We start from the raw sequence: 16,960 nt of genomic DNA, 5'->3' as shown, positions 1-16,960 counted from the left end.
GATAGCGGAGCGATTGCGCCCTGTCGCGTGGTCATCACGTCAACCGGCTCGCAGGGCCTGCAGCAGTTGCGTCAGCGCGGCTTTGGTGTGGTCCAGGTCTTCGGGGTCGGAGGAGGATGCGAGCCACAGGGCGGCCTCGTTCATTGCCCCTGACAGCAGGTGGACCAGTGGTGCGACTGGCTGCGGGGCGATGATCCTTGCGTCGATGAGGGAGGACAACGCGTCGGCGAGGTGGCGGGCCGAGGCGGCTTCGTCCATCGCCCGCCATTGGCTCCATCCCAGTACGGCAGGCCCGTCGACCAGCATGACGCGCTGGATGTCCGGATCGGTGGTCGCGGTGAGGAACTCCTGGCAGCCAGCGGTCAGCTGAGTCCAGGGATCGTCGTGGGCGTCGGAGGCCACGGCCACGCGTCGTCCCACTTCCTGCTGCATCTCTTCCAGGACGGCGCGGAAGAGGTCCGCCTTGCCGGTGAAGTGATGATAGAGCGCACCCTTGGTCACTCCGGCTGCCTGGACGATTTCCGCCAGGCCCACCGCGCCGTAGCCGCTGCCTGAGAACAGGCGCCTGCTCTCCCGCAGCAGCGCCTGCCTGGTCTGCTCCCGCTGCTGTGCCCGGATGCCGTGCTGTCGCATCGCACTCCTCATTGACATACCGAAGGTATGCGAATAGCGTCATTCGCATACTGATGGTATGTGAAAGGGGTTCAGGTATGAAGCTGACCGGCTTCTATCCCGTGATCGGCACAGCGAAGCTGCGAGAGTCCCACGACTTCTACACCCGGCTGCTGGGGTTCGAGACGACGTTCGAGGCCGACTGGTACGTCAGCCTGCGCCAGCCGGGAGATCCCGGGTACGAGCTCGCCCTCCTCGACCACAGCCACCCGACGGTTCCCACGGGCCACCGGGTCCCCGCACAGGGCCTGCTGCTCAACTTCGAGGTGGAGGACGTGGACGCGGAATGGGAACGGCTCGTCACCAGCGAAGGGCTGCACCCCATCCTTGAACTGCGCAGCGAGGACTTCGGGCAAAGGCACTTCATCGTGGCCGATCCCAACGGTGTCCTGATCGACGTGATCACGCCCATCGCCCCCACCGCGGAGTACCGCGAGCAGTACGTCACCAGCTGACCTCCGAGGGGCGTGTCGTCAACGACCTATCGGGCACGCCCTGGCCACCGGGGACTTGAGGGCTGTGCCGGTGTCGGAAGCCGGCGCTGTCCCTCCCGTTCACCACCCCGAGAGATGGGCCGCTCTCCTTCCATGCCCGTGTGCTCTGCCGTGCCCGTGGAGCTGACCGCTTCCGAGCGCCACCGACTCAAGAAGATGGCCTACGGCCACAAAACCCCGCACCAGGCACGCCAGCGGGCGACGATCGTGCTCCTGGCGGCACGAGGTCGCGGCAACGCCCGGATCGCCGCCGAAACCCACCTGCACGTGGACACCGTGCGCCGCTGGCGCGGCCGATTTGCGGCCGGCAGGGTGCCTGCCCTGGCCGACCGCAAGCGATCGGGACGACCGCTGGCATTCACCGCGCTGCAGATCGCCGAGATCAAGGCGCTGGCCTGCCAGTTGCCCACCGAAACCGAAACCCCGCTCTCCCGCTGGTCATGCCCCGAGCTCGCGCGCGAGGCCGTCACCCGGGCCATCACCGAGACGATCTCCGCCTCCACGGTGCGCCGCTGGCTCAAGGACGACGCACTCAAGCCCTGGCAGCACCGCTCCTGGATCTTCATCCGCGACCCGAACTTCCGCGCCACCGCTCAACGGGTCCTGGACCTCTACGCCCGCACCTTCGACAGTGTCCCGCTCGGCGAAGACGAGTACGTCATCTCCGCGGATGAGAAGACCTCCATCCAGGCCCGCTGCCGCTGCCACCCCACCCTGGCCCCCGGCCAGGCCCGCGCGATGCGCGTCAACCACACCTACGGGCGCGGCGGAGCCCTGGCCTACCTGGCCGCCTACGACATCCACCGGGCCGAAGTCTTCGGCCGTTGTGAACAGGCCACCGGCATCGTGCCGTTCATGAAACTGGTCGAGCAGGTGATGACCAGCGAGCCCTACGCCAGCGCGAAACGCGTGTACTGGATCGTCGACAACGGCTCCTCACATCGCGGCCAGTCGGCCATAGACCGCCTGGCCAACAGGTTTCCGAACGCCGTCTAGCAGGAGCTTCGGCGTTCTGTCACGCCAACACCAGCGACCCCCAGCCATGGTGGAACGGGCTCACCGCATGCGCGTGCTGTTGATGGCCTCCGGATCGCGCGGAGGCGTCGAGCCGTTGATGGTGGTCGCGGTCACGGTCGCGGTGCGGCTGCGGCAGTTCGGAGCGGATGTGCGGACGTGTGGATGTGCGGACGTGTGGATGTGCACGCCTCCGGACTTCGTGGAGCTGATCGACTTCGGTGGCCTTCCGCCGGTGCGGTCGTTCGTGAAGGGGGCGCTTGCCGGGAGGACGAAGGTTCCCGCAGAGGGCTGCCCGCGCGCGGCCGCGATGACCGCCAGGACGTACGAGGCGGTCGTCACGGCCGCCGAGGGGTGCGACGTGATCCTCGCGGCCGGTCTGCTCCCGGCCGCGGCAGGCGCGAGGACGGCAGCCGGACGCCTGGGCGTTCCGTACGTGTTCGTCGCCTGCTTTTTGCTTACCTGCCCTCGCCGTACCACTCGCCGTTCGAGCGGCCGGGCCGGCCGTTCCCGCTCGGCGGGACCGGCAACCGACTTCTGTGGGACCTGGACGCCGAGACCATGAACGCGCTGTTCGGGACCGGTCTCCACGCCCACCGACCGTCCCTGGCCGGCCGACGAACCGGTCCTCAGCCTGTGGCGGGAGCCGGCGGACCTCGACGGGGTGCAGACCGGCGCGTGGTTCCGGACGGACGACCGCCCGCTGCCGGCCGGCGTGGAGGCGTTCCTCCACGCCGGCGAACCGCCGGTGTACGCGGGGTTCGGCAGCGTTCCCCTGCGCGACGCGGACGACGTGGCCCGGGCGGCCGTCGCGTGCTGCTCTCCCGCGGTTGGGCCGACCTGGCCGTGGCCGACGACCGGGACGACTGCCTCACCGTCGGCGAGGTCGACCACCACGCCTTGTTCCGGCACGTTGCCGCCGTGGTGTCCACCACGGCGGCGCGGACACCACGGCCACGGCCGCCCGGGCCGGTGCGCCCCAGGTGGTCGTACCCCAGACGGCGGACCGGCCGTACTGGGCCGGCCGCCTGGCCGCCCTCGGTATCGGCGCGGCACATAACGCGGCCCGAACCCCACCTCCGTGCCCCCGCCGTCGCCTCGCCGCCCCCCACCGCGCCTCTCAGCACACGCGCGACAGTCCGCGACAGCTCTCGACCGTCCGTGACCACCATCCAGCAGGAGCGCGCCGATTTCCTACGCTGTGCCCATGCGGATATTGGTCGCGGGCGCCACAGGCGCCGTGGGTCGACAGCTCGTTCCTCGTCTGGAGGCGGCGGGGCACGAGGTCGTGGGCATCTCCCGGCGCGGTCCGCGCCCGGTGGACGTGCTGGACGCCGGGGCGGTGCGGCGGGCGGTGGCCGAAGCGGCACCCGACGCGGTGGTGCACCAGCTCACGGACCTGGGCGCGGCGGACGGCGCCGCGAACAACAGGGTCCGGACCGAGGGCACCCGGAACCTGGTCGAGGCGGCGCGGGCGGCGGGCGTCGGCCGGATCGTCGCGCAGTCGATCAGCTGGGCGTACGCCCCCGGGAACGCGCCGGCCGGCGAGTCCGTACCGCTCGACGACACGCAGGAGCTCCCGCGGGCCCGGATCGTCGCCGGGGTACGGGCCCTGGAGACCACCGTGGCCGAGCTCCCCGAGCCCGTCGTCCTGCGGTACGGGATCCTCTACGGCCCCGGCACCTGGTACGCACCCGGCGGCGCGGTCGCCGGCGCGCTGGCCGGAGACCCGGAGGCCCGGTTCCTGGGGAGCACCGCGGCCGACGCCTCCGTGAGCTCCTTCGTCCACGTCGAGGACGCCGCCGACGCGGCCGTACGGGCCCTGGCCTGGCCCCCGGGCGCGTACAACGTCGTGGACGACGAGCCGGCCCCCGCCCACACCTGGCTGCCGGCCCTGGCGGAAGCCCTGGGCGTGCCGGCCCCGCCCCGCTCCGAGGGCCGGACGCCCTGGGCCCGTGGCGCGCTCAACACCCGGGCCCGCGCCCTCGGCTGGTCCCCGGGCCGTCCGTCCTGGCGGACCGGGTTCGCCGACCAGGGCGCGTGACTCTTCGTCACCCCCACCCCTCCCGAACAACGGCACGGCCCCGGAACCGGAACCGGAACCGGAACAAAGCCCAGGTGGGGAGGGGCGGCGGTACTTCCGTGAAGTGTCGACCGCGCAGGTGCCGGGTACCGCATCGGGCATCCTGGAGCGATGGACGACACCGACGCGGCATGGCAGTCGTGGCTCTCCGGGCTCGCCCCGGCCGGGCGGGCCGAGGCGGAGTGGCTCCGGACGCGGTTCGAGGCGCTCGGCGCGGCTGACGCGTCCGACCGGGCGAGGTCGGAGATCGAGGAGAACCAGCCGCACTTGGCACGCTTCGCGCTGCTCCGTTCGCTGTGGCGCGGCGCGATCGACGGCTGGGCCGAGCCGGAGGCGCTGGAACAGGTGGAGGCGGCCCGGCGCCTGCTGGACGCGGGAGCGAACAGGAACGACCTGGTGCTCCTGGCCCGAGCCGTCGCCTACGAAGCCGTCTTCGTCACGGTCGACGAGCTGGATTGCGGCGGGGACGTGAACGCGTCCGGCGTGGACGTCGGCTGGACGGTCATGGAGACCGGCGCGGACGGGTCCTCCACCGGCCGCCCCCTCTCGGGCCTCCACGAGGACTTGCTGACGATGGATCCGAGCGGGCGCGGCGGTGCGGACCTGTGGCGGTAGGCAGGTGAACTCGGCGTGCGTGCGTGCGTGCGTGCGTGTGTGCGTGTGTGCGGCGGGTGTGGGTGAAGTCGGCGTTCACGCGCTCACGGTTGGGTGAGGAGCCGGACGCGGAAGGGCTGGACGCGGAGAAGCCGGGACGAGGTCCGGTCAGCCGTACCGGATCCTCGCCGGCTCCCCATGGGCACCGGTCGTGCGCCTCCCCACGGGACCCCTCGGGCCTCGGCGCGTCACGTCGCCCCGCAGACCTCAGCGCGCCCCGCACGCCCCGCGCACCCCATACGCCCCGCGCACCCCATAGACCCAATAGACCCCGTACACCCCGCACTAGGGTGACGGCCATGATCAAGAAAAGGCTCCTCACCACCCTCCTCACCGTGGGTCTCCTCGCGACCGGCGCGCCGGCCGCCACCGCGCAGGACGAGACGTACGTGAAGACCGGCGCCGTCTTCAACAAGCCGACCGGCACGACCACCGAGCAGGGCGCGATCCTCAGCCACCTCGGGCGTCTCGTCAACGGCGCCCCCAGCGGGTCGACGATCCGCATATCCCTGTACGCGTTCGGATCGTCCTGGCTCGCCGACCAGCTCGTGAAGGCGCACCAGCGGAACGTGAACGTGCAGGTCCTCGTCGACGACACCAGCGTCTCCGCGACGTGGATGGGCACGGCCGGCAAGACGGTCCGGGACAAGCTCCAGGCCGCCTTCGCGGCGCAGTCCGAGCCCGGTCAGACGTCGTGGTTCCGGGTGTGCGCGGCGGGCCGGCCGTGCCTGGCCGCGGGGACGAGCGGGGTGAACCACAACAAGTTCTTCCTGTTCTCCCGCTCCACCGGCAGCGGCTCGCCGACCACGGGCGCGGTGGTCGAGAACATCGTGGTGCAGTCCTCCGGCAACCTCACCACCTGGGACCGGGAGTCCGGCTGGAACGACGCGATGACCGTCACCGACAACGCCGCCCTGCACGCCGGCTACGTCCGCTACTTCGACCTGATGGCCGCTTCGCAGGCGCAGCCGGACGGCTCGAAGACGGTGAGCGACCTGGCGATCGACGTGGAGGCCGGGCAGGCCAAGGGCTACTTCTTCCCCCGTTCCTCGACCGACGTCGTCGAGAACATCCTGAGCATGGTCGAGACCCCCGTGTCGAACGCCGACGGGACCACCGCCCCGGTCTGCCACGGCAACACCCCGGGCCACGGCACGGCGGACGGCCGCACCGTGATCCGCATCGCCAACGGGCACATCTCGCGGCCGGCCGTGGCGGAGAAGCTGTGGAAGCTCGCCGACGCGGGCTGCTACGTCGACGTCGTCCACGGCAAGCTCTCCGACTACTCGGCCGCCGGCACGCACCGGGAGACGGCGTACTGGCTGACGCGGTCGACCGCGAAGGGAAGGATCTCCCTCCACCGCCTGACGAACGACGACGTGACGAACCCGGCCGCGCCCGAGGTCTCCGGCACGACCACCCACACCAAGTACCTGCTGATCGAGGGCTCGTACAAGGGCGTGAAGGACCAGAAGCTGGTCTTCACGGGCAGCCACACGTACACCGGCCTGGCGCTCACCGCCAACGACGAGGCGCTCCTGAAGTACACCGGCTCCGAGATGCACGACGCGTACGTGGCGAACTTCCGCGACCAGCGCGCCGCCGCCCTCGCGGAGTCCCAGTACGGCGGCGTCTTCTAGCGCCCCGGGACGGAAGCCCCTCCGTACTCTTCCCCCGACGGCCACTCCGGCTCCGGCCCGACGGCCACTCCGGCTCCGGCCCGGCTCCACCCCGGCTCCGGCCCGGCTCCCTCCGATTCCACCCCGGGGCCGCTGACGCGGGCCCAGCGGCCATGTCGCAGGGCCGCGGCGGCCATGGTGCGGTGCCGCCCTGGCAGCGCGTGCGAGCGACCTGGGCGGCGGCCTGGACGGCGACCTGGACCGATTCGTGGTCGACAAGGTGGGGCTGCGTGGTTTCGTTCACTCAAGAGGGCGGCCGAAGCGGCCGATCAGGAGCGCGGTCGCCACGGGCGGGGCGTTGTCAGTGGCCCGCGTTACGTTCGTCGTTCCCCTGCGGGGGTGCTCCGGTCCCACCCGGCCTCTACGACGGGCCGGGTGGGACCGGGGTGGCACGTCCCCCATTTTCGGCACGAGGGCCGGGCCGCTTCCGGATGGAAGGGCGACACCGAGGTGTCCTGCCTCCATATGAGGGGGTCCCCGGTCCGAATGCAAGGAAAACGGGGAACTTCGCCCGCTCGGTCGCCCTGGCATGCCCTACATGTGCGGGAACGGTCATTTCCCGCTGTCCGGCTGACCGTCCGTGACCCGTAATGTTCCGCAATTTCATGATCACGTCGCGTGATCTTCCTCTGCGGGTCCATGCTGATCCTCCCTCAGAAGCGGCTCGGCACCCGCTTGTTGGGGGATCCACCGGCGTGGCCTTCCGGATGGCTGCGGCACGACCCGAGGAAGGGTGACTTGAAGAGGAAGAAGATGGCGTCGGCAACGGTCCCGGCGCTGACGCTCGTGGTGTTCGGCTGGAGCGTGACGATGGCGGCGATGGGCCACGCGGCCCTCATAGCCGTCGCCGCCCCCGTACTGGGCCTGACCGTGACCCAGGTCCTCAACGGCGTCCGCACGGACACCACGACGCCCTCGCGCCGCCCCGCCGCGGCGCTCTCCGACAAGGAGGACGACGCCCCGTGACCACGCCGTCCACCACCCCGGGACCGGACGAGCCGGCCCCGCTCCGCCCCGGCCGCAAGCTGGGCCCCATCGCCGACAACGTCGGCAGCGCCCACCGGTACTGGCTGGACCCCACCCGCGCCCGCTACCTGGCCACCGGCCGCACCCTCAGCGACCTCAGCTTCCGCGTCCACCTGGCCAAGTCCAAGCTCTCCGAGCTGCTGCGCGGCGTGGGCCACTACCCGCGCTGGGAGGTCATCCACAGCCTGGCCGGGGAGCTCGGCATCCCCGGCTGGCCCCTGTACCGGCTGTGGCGGCAGGCCGCCCTGGACGCCGGGAAGACCAGCGACTGGGTCGACCGCTCCTCCAGCAACGCCGTCATCACCGACCCGCCCGGACCGCCCCTCGCCCACGGGGCCCTGCGCGCGATCGTCATCGACGACTACCGCCGCTACGCCGGCGCCTTCCTGCCCGACGACGCCCGCGACGCCGCCGTCGAGGACACCTTCGCCATCCTGTGGCTCTCCTTCGACGACGCCCTCGCCAGCCCCGACACCCGCCGCTACGCCTGGGAGATCCTGCGCGCCACCGTCAAGGCCAGGGCCGACCACCGCGACCACCGGCCCCTGCTGGCCAAGGCCGCCTTCGAGACCGTCGCCCTGCACCGGCAGACCACCCTCGAAGGCGAGATGGCGCAGCTGGCCGAGAGCCTCGAACTGTTCGCGGCGATCAGCCGGCTCCCCGACGCCCAGCTCGACGTCATCGTGCTCCGGCGCCTGTGCGGCTTCTCCGCCGCGAAGGTCTCCGACCTCCTCGGCATCCCGCTGGCCGCCGTCCGCTCCGACGAGCGCCACGCCATCCGATTCCTGGAAGACACCATCGAGCTGCCCGACACCGGAGGAACCACCCCATGACCAAGCTCGAAGACATCCTCTCCAGGGCGCTGCTCGTCCCCCACAGCGCCGTCCCCCACAGCGCCGTCCCCCGGGAGACCGCCCCGCCCCACCGCACCGAACCGGCCACCCGCCCTCCCGTCACCCCCGGCCGTACGACGCCCTCCTCCGCCGACGCCGCCCAGGACCTGCGCGCCCTGTGCGAGGCCCTGGTCCGACAGACCCCCGCCGCCGCCGTCTCCGACTTCGTCACCGACCAGATCCCCGAACCTCACAGCGCCCTGGTCCTGGCCTGCATCCTGCAACTCGCGGACACCGACGAAGCCGCCCGGTTCTGGTGGCAGTACGCCGCCGGCGCCGGCCACGTCGGCGCCGCCTACTGCCTCTACCTGCACCACCTCGCCCTCGGCGAGACCCACACCGCCCGCTGGTGGCACACCCAGACCAACGAGGACGAACCCCCTCGGAAGATGTGGACCAAGGTCCACGCGACCGGCGGCCTGTTCGACCTGTGCCACGAGGACGAGGCGTCCACCACCACGATCATGCGCGTACTGCGCAACCTGACCCGGCACGTCAGCCGCCCCCGGTCCGCCGCCGTCACCGAGCTGATGGAGTACATCTCCACCGCCGTCGCCGTCGGCTACCTCCGCGAGCCCGACAGCGAACTCCCCCTCCCGGGCCCCTCCTTCGCCCGCAGGATCGAAGCCCTCCTGGACGGGGCCACCGCCCCGCCCCACCACCCCGCCGACCGACCGGACCACCCCGCCGACCGACCGGCCCCGCGCAGGAACCCCCGCCCCCGGGCACCGGACCGCGAGAACGACGAGGCCGCCGTCCGCTGAACCACCCGCCTCATATGGAACATGAGGCACACGAGGAGCACGAGGCACACGAGGCACACGAGGAGCTCGTACCGGCGCCGGACCTGCGGCGCGCACGGGGCGAGAACCGACCGCGTGGTGCCCGACCGGACCGGCAGGGCACCACGCCTCCCCACCACGCCTCCCCACCACGCCGAGACCGCCCGGGCCCCGTCCGGGCGGTCAAGGCGCCGGCTGCCGGGACACGAAGGGATCGCGGACGGCTGCCCCGGTCCGTCGAGGACATGGCCGGCCCACGAGGCCGTGTGCCAGGGTGGCGGTGTGGATGGGCAGTCCGAGAGCCCGGAACTCCGGGCCTTCCTGGGGACCCTGCGCCCCGGCGACATCCTGTCCGGCACCGTCGCGGCGATCGAGCGGTTCGGGGTCTTCGTGGCCCTGGACGACGGGCCTGCCCATCCCCTCTTTCCCGGCGTCGGGTTCGTCGCCGTCCCCGAACTGTCCTGGCGGCACATCGACGCCCCCACCGATGTCGTTTAGGTGGGCCGGCACGTCACGGGCGAGTTCCTCCGGTTCGACACCTGCGACGCGGAAGCCGGACCGTCCCTGAGGGCACTGGTGCCGCCCCCCTCCGGTCCTTCGCCGACCACACGTCTGTCTGCCGACGGACGGGCGGCGGTCTCAGCCGGGAGGAACGGCGCACCCAATGGCGCACCCGTGTGAACGACCTGCCGTACCGGGCCCGCTTGCTGACCGCCCGACAGCCCGGCCGAGACCCCTCCAGGAGACACTGTCGCCATGCCCGCCGTACTCCGCCGCCGCTCCGCCGCCGCCCTGGCCTGCGCGGCCGTCGCGCTCTGCGCCACCGCCTGTGATTCGTCCCCGGGAGACCGGACCGGACCCGGGATCCTCGGCAGGGCGATCAGCGCGACGGAGTCGGCGAAGTCCGTGACCGTCCACACCGACGGTCTCTCCCTGTCGGTGCCGGTGAAGGGCCGCGTCTCCCTCGACGACCGGGGGAACTGCACCGCCACGATGACCTACGGCACGGCGGGCACGGCCGAACTGATCAGGATCGGTGGCAAAGACGTGTACCTGCGCCGCGACGAGAAGCTCCTGCGCGTGCAGGAGCGGCACCGGAGCCCGGAGGACCTGGAGGCCCTGCTCGACGCGCTCGGGGGCCGTTGGACGAAGCCGCCCGTCGACGGGCCCGACGCCCCGGACGAACTGAGGCTCTGCGCCGGGAAGGGGATCCCCGCCGGGCTGGAGAACGGCTGGGACGACGACTCTGCCGAGGGCGAGGCGACCACGGTCGGGGGACGGAAGGCGCTGAAGCTGGCGAAGCCGGTCGGCGGCGACGGCGGGACGACCACCGTCTACATCGCCGCGGAAGGCCCCCCGTACCTCCTGAAGATCGTCGCGACGGGCGGCGAGGAGCCGGGGACGACCACCTTCTCGCACTACGGCAGACCGGTCGAGGCGAAGGCCCCGCCGGCCGAGGACGTCGCCGTCACCGACTGACCCCAGAGACTTCGTGCGCCTCCGTACCCGCCCGGCGACAGGGACGTGCGGTGACAGGGACGCCTGGTGAGCGGAAGGTGCGGTGACCGGGACGCCCGGCGAAAGGGACGTGCGGTGACCGGGGGGCGTCCGGTGACCAAGGCGGGCGTGTCTGAGGACGGCCTGAGCCACCGTTCCGAGCAGGGGAGGCCACGGGAATTCACGTGACGGCCGTGAGCCGGCTCTGTGATCATCGGCGGATGACCACGAGTCCGGACCTCCTCCGTTTGAGCATCGTCTGCCCTCCCCCCGACGAGGGCGCCGTCGAGGTCCGCCCGATCGTCAACGGCCGGGACCTTCTGGCCGGGGCGGTCCCCGGTGGTCCGGGCGGCGCCCGGTACCAGGGGGTGAGCCCCAGGTATCTGCTGGGCCGGGACGGACCGTTGCACGCCACGGCGACGCCCCACGAGGTCCGTCTCGCCCTGTCCGGGTGCGGGGTGGAGGAGTGCTGCGGCGCGCTGTACGTGACGGTCTCGCGCGACGCGGACGAGGTCGTCTGGGCGGGCTGGCGCGACTCGGGCCGCCAGGACTTCGACCTGCCGGAGCTCCGGTTCACCGCGGACCGGTACGAGGCCGAGGTCCTGCGGGCAGAGGAGGACCGCGGGTGGGAGTGGCCGGCGGGAGCGGTCGCGCGGCTGCTCGAGGCGGGGCTGAGGGGACGCGAGGACTGGCTCGCCCGATGGGACTGCGAACTGGAAGGCGTCTGGGCCTCCCGCAAGGAGCCGGACCGCATCCACGTCGTCCTTCTGCACCCCCGTGACCGGACCGACGCGGAGCTGCCCTGGCTCCAGTTCGGAACGACCCTCCTGATCTCCGCGGACCCGCCGTCGCTCCAAGCCGAGCGCTTCGAAGCGCGGCTGACCGCGGGCGACCCCCGTGCCACCGCCGAGGTCTGGGGAGGCTCGCATGACGCCGAACAACTGGGCTACCCATGGCCGCCGGTCCTTCCACTGCCCCTGTGAACGGCAGGAAGAGCCGAGGCGGGTCCCGTCCCCGCCGCCGGACGGCGGCCCCCACACCGCCGCGCGGACCCCTTTCCCGCGCGACCGCGCCCGGCCGGCCCGACGCCGTCCCTCTCACGCCTGCCGCCCTGTCCTGACCGGCACGGGCGGGGCGGCGGGTGGGGCCCCGCCCGTCAGTAGCCGGTGAGATCCACGACCGTGTCGCAGTGCGGATCGTCGGAGGGCCGGTGCAGCTGCTCGTTCGCCAGGAACGCCGGGGAGACCAGCGCGCCGAGCAGGCCGGGGCCCGTACGGCCGGCCCGTACGTCCACCCCGTAGGTGCGGTCCCGCTCAGGGGAACGGAAGTAGAGGCGCATCCGATCGCCCCCGGTGATGACCGCTCCGACGAGCAGCGGCTTCCACGGCGCGTGCGTGGTGACGAGGGTACGGACGAGGCTGAGCAGCCGGCCCGTGGCCGCCTGCTCGTCGCTGGGTTCGGGCACGTTCACATGGTGACCCATGCCGGACACCTGCTTGTCCCTCCGGTCGCGACGGTGCGCCGTGACGACACCGGCCTTCCGACCACGGCCCGCACCGCAGCCACCGGCCGAAGCCGAAACCGAAGCCCGCACCGCAGCCACCGCAGCCACCGGCCGAAGCCGAAGCCCGCGCCCGGGCTCCGGCCGACGCTCCCCAGCCGGTCGTGATCCCGGCCCGCCGCGCCGCCGGCCACTCCGAGGCGGGCGTCCGGTCCGTCGCCACGCCGCCTTCCTCCAGCTGCCCCTCCCGCGCCCTCGTGACGAGCCCCGCCGGGGGGCGACGCCGAGCAGCCGACCGGTCGCGAGGGGTGACGGGAACAGCGGCGGCTCCCCGGTGTCCGGCGCGTCCAGCCGGCGGCCGTATCACCCCGTCCCCCTCACCGGGCCTCACCCCGGTCCACCGTGGGCGCCGAGACCCCGACGCACTCGCCGCGGTCGGGGCCCGGCACGGCCGGACCGGACGCGCTCCGAGCGGAAAGCGGCCGCATGAGTTGCGCCGGCGGGGAAAACCGCCGGGTATGGCACGCAACTCACCGAAACCAGAGCATGGAGACCACCACCCCTTCGACGCGGGCGGGGACAGCGGCCCCGGCCCGGACGGCCGGGTGGAGGACCGGGCCCCGGACAAGCCCACCGACCTGTCCAAACGGTCGTGGAGGGCGGTGCTGAAGGGCACCTTCAAGGAGTTCAAGGACGACGAGCTCGCCGACCGGGCCGCGGCGCTGACCTACTACGGGGTGCTCGCCCTCTTCCCGGCCCTGCTGGTCCTCGTCTCCCTGCTCGGCATCGCCGGGGAGTCGGCGACCAGACAGGTCCTGGACAACATCCAGAAGCTCGCCCCCGGACCGGCGCGTGATGTGATCACCAACGCGGTGGAGCAGTTGCAGGGCAACGCCGGTGCGGGGTCGCTCGTGGCGATCGTGGGCCTGGTGGTCGCGGTGTGGTCCGCCTCCGGGTACGTGGCCGCCTTCATCCGCACCTCCAACGCCGTCTACGACATGCCCGAAGGCCGGCCGGTGTGGAAGGTCCTCCCGCTGCGCCTGGTCCTCACCGTCGTGCTGATGATCCTCGCCGTCGCCAGCGCGCTGATCGTGGTCTTCACCGGCGAGCTGGCCCGGCAGGCGGGCACCGCCCTGGGGGTCGAGGACACGGCGATGACGGTGTGGTCGATCGCCAAGTGGCCGGTCCTGGTCCTCCTGGTCACGATCATGATCGCGCTGTTGTACTGGGCCGCTCCGAATGCCAAGGGCCGCGGGTTCAGGTGGGTGACCCCGGGCAGTTTCCTCGCGCTGGTGATCTGGATGATCGCCTCGGCCGGCTTCGCGTTCTACGTCGCGAACTTCGCCTCCTACAACAAGACGTACGGCACCCTCGCCGGGGTGATCGTCTTCCTGCTGTGGTTGTGGATCACCAACATCGCCATCCTCCTGGGGCTGGAGTTCGACGCGGAGATGGCCCGGCAGCGTGCGATCGCCGGCGGTCACCCCGAGGAGGAGGAGCCCTACGTGCAGCCCCGTGACACGCGGAAGTTCAGCGACGAGGACCGCCGCCGGATGGAGTGATCGCGTTCTGGACGGCTGCGGTGGGGAAGGCTGCCGGTCATGAGGCTTCTGGCGGTTCTGCGGGCGCGTGAGGACGGGCTGACCAGACGCGTGGCGTCCTGGGACTCCCCATGGGTGCGCGGCCTGCTCCCTCCGGTGGAGGACGCGGCCGAGCACACGAAGCTGTGGTGGGCCGCCGCCGCCGCCATGACGGCCGGCGGCGGGCGGAGGGGCCGCAGGGCCGCGCTGGCGGGCATCGCGGGGATGGTGGTGGCGCAGGTGCTCTCCAACGGGGTGGCGAAGCAGCTCGTGGATCGCCGCCGGCCCCCGGAGCAGTGGTTCCGGCCCGAGGACGTCGAGGACCGGCCGGACAGCTCCTCCTTCCCCTCCGGGCACACCGCCGCGGCCGTCGCCTTCACCGCCGCCGTCGCCCCCGGCTGGCCGTGGGCGGGCGCCGCGTGCGCCGTACCCACGGTGCTCGTGGCGATCGAGCGGGTCCACAGAGGCGCGCACTACCCCTCCGACGTCGCCGCGGGAGCCGCCATCGGACTGGCGGCGGCCGCCCTGGTGCGGACCGCGCCGCGCCTCCTGCCGCGCCGGCAGGGGTGAAGCCTCCCGAGCCGATGGCGCGGGTGCGATTCCCGTTGTCCCGCTATTCCGTTATCCCTCTGTCCCGTTGTCCCGTTGTCCCGTTGTCCCGCTGTCCCGCTGTCCTGGTATCCCGCTGTCCCGCTCTCCGCTCGTGAACGAAGCCCCAGGCCAACGGCGGCCTGGGGCGCGGCACGCGGACGGTGGGTTCATGCCCGGCGGCGGGCGTCGCTCCAGGTCCAGTCGGTGACCTCGGGCAGGTCGGTGCCGTGTTCCCGGACGTAGGCGTGGTGGCGGGTGCGGACGTCGGCCATGGTCTGTCGGACGCCCGCGGCCCGTACGGCGAGTCCGGGCACGCGATCGATCACGTCCATGACGAGGCGGTAGCGGTCGAGGTCGTTGCGCACGACCATGTCGAAGGGGGTCGTCGTGGTGCCCACCTCCTTGTAGCCGCGCACGTGGAGGTTCGGGTGGCCGGTGCGGCGGTAGGCGAGACGGTGCACGAGCCACGGGTAGCCGTGGTAGGCGAAGATCACCGGCTTGTCACGGGTGAACAAGGCGTCGTACTCCAGGTCGGTCATGCCGTGCGGGTGCTCCTCGTGGGGCATGAGCCGGGTCATGTCGACGACGTTCACCACGCGGACGACGAGCCGCGGCAGGTGGCGCCGCAGGAGGCCGGCCGCCGCCAGGACCTCCTGGGTGGGGACGTCGCCAGCGCAGGCGAGGACGACGTCCGGGTCACGCGTGCCGTCCTCGGTGCCGGCCCATTCCCACACGCCGGCCCCGCGGGCGCAGTGGGTGCGGGCCTCCTCCAGGGAGAGCCAGTCGAAGCACGGCTGCTTGCCGGCGACGATCACGTTCACGTAGTCGCGGCTGCGCAGCGCGTGGTCGGCGACGGACAGCAGGGTGTTGGCGTCCGGCGGCAGGTAGACGCGGACGACCTCGGGACTCTTGTTCAGGACGTGGTCGACGAAGCCGGGGTCCTGGTGGGAGAAGCCGTTGTGGTCCTGGCGCCACACGTGTGAGGTGAGCAGGTAGTTGAGGGAGGCGACGGGCGCGCGCCAGTGCAGGGCGCGGGAGGTCTTGAGCCACTTGATGTGCTGGTTGACCATGGAGTCGACGATGTGGACGAAGGCTTCGTAGCAGGAGAACAGACCGTGCCGGCCGGTGAGCAGGTAGCCCTCCAGCCAGCCCTGACAGGTGTGTTCGGAGAGGATCTCCATGACCCGGCCGTGCCGGTCGAGGTCCTCGTCGGTTTCCAGGACCGGGTCCTGCCACGCCTTGCCGCTCGCGGCGTAGACGGCCTGGAGGCGGTTGGAGGCGGTCTCGTCGGGGCCGACGAGGCGGAAGTCGCGGCGCCCGCCGGTGGCGGCCATGACGCTTTCGAGGAGCTGTCCGAGGACCGCGGTCGGCTCGTGGCGGGTCGTGCCGGGCTCGTCCACGGGGACGGCGAAGCGTTCGAGCGGGGGCAGGGGCAGGTCCCGCAGGAGCAGGCCGCCGTTGGCGTGCCGGGTCGCGCCCAGCCGCCGCTCGCCCTCCGGCACGCATGCCAGCACCTGGGGGCGGGGCCGGCCGGCGTCGTCGAAGAGCTCCTCGGGACGGTACGAGCGCAGCCACGCCTCCAGCTGGGCCCGGTGGCCCTCGTCGTCACGGACGCCCGGCAGGGGTACCTGGTGGGCGCGCCAGGTGCCCTCGACGGGCACGCCGTCGACCTCGGCGGGCCCCGTCCAGCCCTTCGGCGTGCGCAGGACGATCACGGGCCAGCGCGGCCTTCCCGCCGGGCCGCCGGCGCGGGCCGCCCGCTGGATGTCCCGGACGCGGCCCAGGGCCGTGTCCATGGCCGCCGCCATCGCCTGGTGGACCTGGTGCGGATCGTGCCCGGTGACGTACAGCGGGTCGTGGCCGTAGCCCCGCAGCAGTTCGTCGAGCTCCGCCTCGGGCAGCCGCGCGAGCACGGTGGGGTTGGCGATCTTGTATCCGTTGAGGTGGAGGACGGGCAGGACCGCCCCGTCGTGGACGGGATCGAGGAACTTGTTGGAGTGCCAGGAGGCGGCGAGCGGCCCGGTCTCCGCCTCGCCGTCGCCGATGACGCACGCCACCAGCAGCTCCGGGTTGTCCAGGGCGGCGCCGTAGGCGTGCGACAGGGAGTAGCCCAGTTCGCCGCCCTCGTGGATCGAGCCGGGGGTCTCGGGCGCCACGTGGCTCGGCACCCCGCCGGGGAAGGAGAACTGCCGGAACAGCCGGGCCATGCCCTCCTCGTCCCGGCTCACGTCCGGATAGACCTCGCTGTAGCTGCCTTCCAGCCAGGAGTTGGCGAGGACGGCCGGCCCGCCGTGCCCCGGACCCCAGACGCACAGCACGTCGACGCCGTGCCGCTTGATGATCCGGTTGAGGTGGGTGTGCACGAGGTTGAGGCCCGGGGAGGTGCCCCAGTGACCGAGTCGGCCGGTACGGCCCCCGGCTCCGCGCCCACCTCGACGACCACGTCCACCTCTTCGACGCGAACGGCGCCCCCGTCCCGTACGGGCGCTCCCTG

Annotated in this window: 16 protein-coding genes and 2 pseudogenes; 15 read left to right on the top strand and 3 right to left on the bottom strand. The window is 72.3% G+C overall.

Annotation, left to right across the window (positions count from 1 at the left end):
- Nucleotides 1-39: 39 nt before the first annotated feature.
- Nucleotides 40-633, bottom strand: coding sequence for a TetR/AcrR family transcriptional regulator (locus AB0E83_RS03370; RefSeq protein WP_362105152.1), 594 nt, complete (start codon nt 631-633; stop codon nt 40-42).
- A gap of 77 nt (nt 634-710) precedes the next feature.
- Between AB0E83_RS03370 and AB0E83_RS03365 the strand changes: the two genes are divergently transcribed.
- From AB0E83_RS03365 to AB0E83_RS03305, 13 genes and pseudogenes are all read left to right on the top strand, one after another.
- Nucleotides 711-1,127, top strand: coding sequence for a VOC family protein (locus AB0E83_RS03365; protein WP_345626840.1), 417 nt, complete (start codon nt 711-713; stop codon nt 1,125-1,127).
- 156 nt (nt 1,128-1,283) lie between these two features.
- Nucleotides 1,284-2,162: an IS630 family transposase gene (locus tag AB0E83_RS03360; RefSeq protein WP_362105148.1), complete on the top strand. Its 879-nt coding sequence runs from the start codon at nt 1,284-1,286 to the stop codon at nt 2,160-2,162.
- Between the two features lie 67 nt (nt 2,163-2,229).
- The gene (locus AB0E83_RS03355) at nt 2,230-2,745 is read left to right on the top strand and encodes a hypothetical protein (RefSeq protein ID WP_362105145.1); all 516 of its coding nucleotides are present in this window, start codon (nt 2,230-2,232) and stop codon (nt 2,743-2,745) included.
- Nucleotides 2,720-3,175 (top strand): annotated as a pseudogene (locus tag AB0E83_RS03350) (hypothetical protein); the annotation flags it as partial. The gene AB0E83_RS03355 and the pseudogene AB0E83_RS03350, both read left to right, overlap by 26 nt.
- 212 nt (nt 3,176-3,387) lie before the next feature.
- A complete protein-coding gene (locus AB0E83_RS03345) occupies nt 3,388-4,224 on the top strand; it encodes an NAD(P)-dependent oxidoreductase (protein WP_362105142.1) in 837 nt (278 codons plus the stop codon).
- Between the two features lie 150 nt (nt 4,225-4,374).
- Nucleotides 4,375-4,878 carry a hypothetical protein gene (locus tag AB0E83_RS03340; protein WP_362105139.1) on the top strand — a complete coding sequence of 168 codons (504 nt, stop codon included), beginning with the start codon at nt 4,375-4,377 and terminating at the stop codon, nt 4,876-4,878.
- A gap of 338 nt (nt 4,879-5,216) precedes the next feature.
- A complete protein-coding gene (locus AB0E83_RS03335; RefSeq protein ID WP_362105137.1) occupies nt 5,217-6,557 on the top strand; it encodes a phospholipase D-like domain-containing protein in 1,341 nt (446 codons plus the stop codon).
- A gap of 777 nt (nt 6,558-7,334) precedes the next feature.
- A complete protein-coding gene (locus AB0E83_RS03330; RefSeq protein ID WP_362105134.1) occupies nt 7,335-7,562 on the top strand; it encodes a hypothetical protein in 228 nt (75 codons plus the stop codon).
- On the top strand, nt 7,559-8,455 hold the full coding sequence (locus AB0E83_RS03325) for a sigma-70 family RNA polymerase sigma factor (RefSeq protein WP_362105131.1): 897 nt from the start codon (nt 7,559-7,561) through the stop codon (nt 8,453-8,455). Before AB0E83_RS03330 ends, AB0E83_RS03325 begins: the two co-directional genes overlap by 4 nt.
- Entirely contained in the window at nt 8,452-9,279 is an 828-nt protein-coding gene (locus AB0E83_RS03320; RefSeq protein ID WP_362105128.1) for a hypothetical protein, read from the top strand. Before AB0E83_RS03325 ends, AB0E83_RS03320 begins: the two co-directional genes overlap by 4 nt.
- A 300-nt stretch (nt 9,280-9,579) precedes the next feature.
- Nucleotides 9,580-9,795 carry a S1 RNA-binding domain-containing protein gene (locus AB0E83_RS03315; protein ID WP_362105125.1) on the top strand — a complete coding sequence of 72 codons (216 nt, stop codon included), beginning with the start codon at nt 9,580-9,582 and terminating at the stop codon, nt 9,793-9,795.
- Between the two features lie 258 nt (nt 9,796-10,053).
- Entirely contained in the window at nt 10,054-10,776 is a 723-nt protein-coding gene (locus tag AB0E83_RS03310; RefSeq protein WP_362105123.1) for a hypothetical protein, read from the top strand.
- 239 nt (nt 10,777-11,015) lie between these two features.
- Nucleotides 11,016-11,777 (top strand): hypothetical protein, encoded by a 762-nt coding sequence (locus tag AB0E83_RS03305; RefSeq protein WP_362105120.1) that lies wholly within the window; start codon nt 11,016-11,018, stop codon nt 11,775-11,777.
- Between the two features lie 173 nt (nt 11,778-11,950).
- On the opposite strand, the gene AB0E83_RS03300 is transcribed toward AB0E83_RS03305, so the two are convergent.
- Nucleotides 11,951-12,259 carry a hypothetical protein gene (locus AB0E83_RS03300; protein WP_362105117.1) on the bottom strand — a complete coding sequence of 103 codons (309 nt, stop codon included), beginning with the start codon at nt 12,257-12,259 and terminating at the stop codon, nt 11,951-11,953.
- Nucleotides 12,260-12,813: 554 nt separating this feature from the next.
- On the opposite strand from AB0E83_RS03300, the gene AB0E83_RS03295 reads away from it, so the two are divergent.
- A complete protein-coding gene (locus AB0E83_RS03295; RefSeq protein WP_362105114.1) occupies nt 12,814-13,857 on the top strand; it encodes a YihY/virulence factor BrkB family protein in 1,044 nt (347 codons plus the stop codon).
- A 39-nt stretch (nt 13,858-13,896) separates the two neighbouring features.
- Nucleotides 13,897-14,445, top strand: coding sequence for a phosphatase PAP2 family protein (locus AB0E83_RS03290; RefSeq protein WP_362105111.1), 549 nt, complete (start codon nt 13,897-13,899; stop codon nt 14,443-14,445).
- Nucleotides 14,446-14,633: 188 nt separating this feature from the next.
- Here AB0E83_RS03290 and AB0E83_RS03285 read toward each other — a convergent pair.
- A pseudogene (locus AB0E83_RS03285) lies at nt 14,634-16,865 on the bottom strand (phosphoketolase family protein); the annotation flags it as partial.
- Nucleotides 16,866-16,960: the final 95 nt, after the last annotated feature.

The sequence above is a fragment of the Streptomyces sp. NPDC035033 genome (assembly GCF_040636735.1).
In the GTDB taxonomy this organism is placed as follows: Bacteria; Actinomycetota; Actinomycetes; order Streptomycetales; family Streptomycetaceae; genus Streptomyces.
The sequence above is the reverse complement of the archived record's forward strand: the minus strand, read 5'-3'. Positions and strand labels throughout refer to the sequence as shown.

Bases quoted from the DNA above. Each gene is read 5' to 3' on its own strand.
- AB0E83_RS03345 (WP_362105142.1), top strand. From the start codon at position 3,388: ATGCGGATATTGGTCGCGGGCGCCACAGGCGCCGTGGGTCGACAGCTC.
- AB0E83_RS03365 (WP_345626840.1), top strand. From the start codon at position 711: ATGAAGCTGACCGGCTTCTATCCCGTGATCGGCACAGCGAAGCTGCGA.
- AB0E83_RS03340 (WP_362105139.1), top strand. From the start codon at position 4,375: ATGGACGACACCGACGCGGCATGGCAGTCGTGGCTCTCCGGGCTCGCC.
- AB0E83_RS03370 (WP_362105152.1), bottom strand. From the start codon at position 633: ATGCGACAGCACGGCATCCGGGCACAGCAGCGGGAGCAGACCAGGCAG.
- AB0E83_RS03355 (WP_362105145.1), top strand. From the start codon at position 2,230: ATGCGCGTGCTGTTGATGGCCTCCGGATCGCGCGGAGGCGTCGAGCCG.
- AB0E83_RS03335 (WP_362105137.1), top strand. From the start codon at position 5,217: ATGATCAAGAAAAGGCTCCTCACCACCCTCCTCACCGTGGGTCTCCTC.
- AB0E83_RS03290 (WP_362105111.1), top strand. From the start codon at position 13,897: ATGAGGCTTCTGGCGGTTCTGCGGGCGCGTGAGGACGGGCTGACCAGA.
- AB0E83_RS03305 (WP_362105120.1), top strand. From the start codon at position 11,016: ATGACCACGAGTCCGGACCTCCTCCGTTTGAGCATCGTCTGCCCTCCC.
- AB0E83_RS03295 (WP_362105114.1), top strand. From the start codon at position 12,814: ATGGCACGCAACTCACCGAAACCAGAGCATGGAGACCACCACCCCTTC.
- AB0E83_RS03310 (WP_362105123.1), top strand. From the start codon at position 10,054: ATGCCCGCCGTACTCCGCCGCCGCTCCGCCGCCGCCCTGGCCTGCGCG.
- AB0E83_RS03320 (WP_362105128.1), top strand. From the start codon at position 8,452: ATGACCAAGCTCGAAGACATCCTCTCCAGGGCGCTGCTCGTCCCCCAC.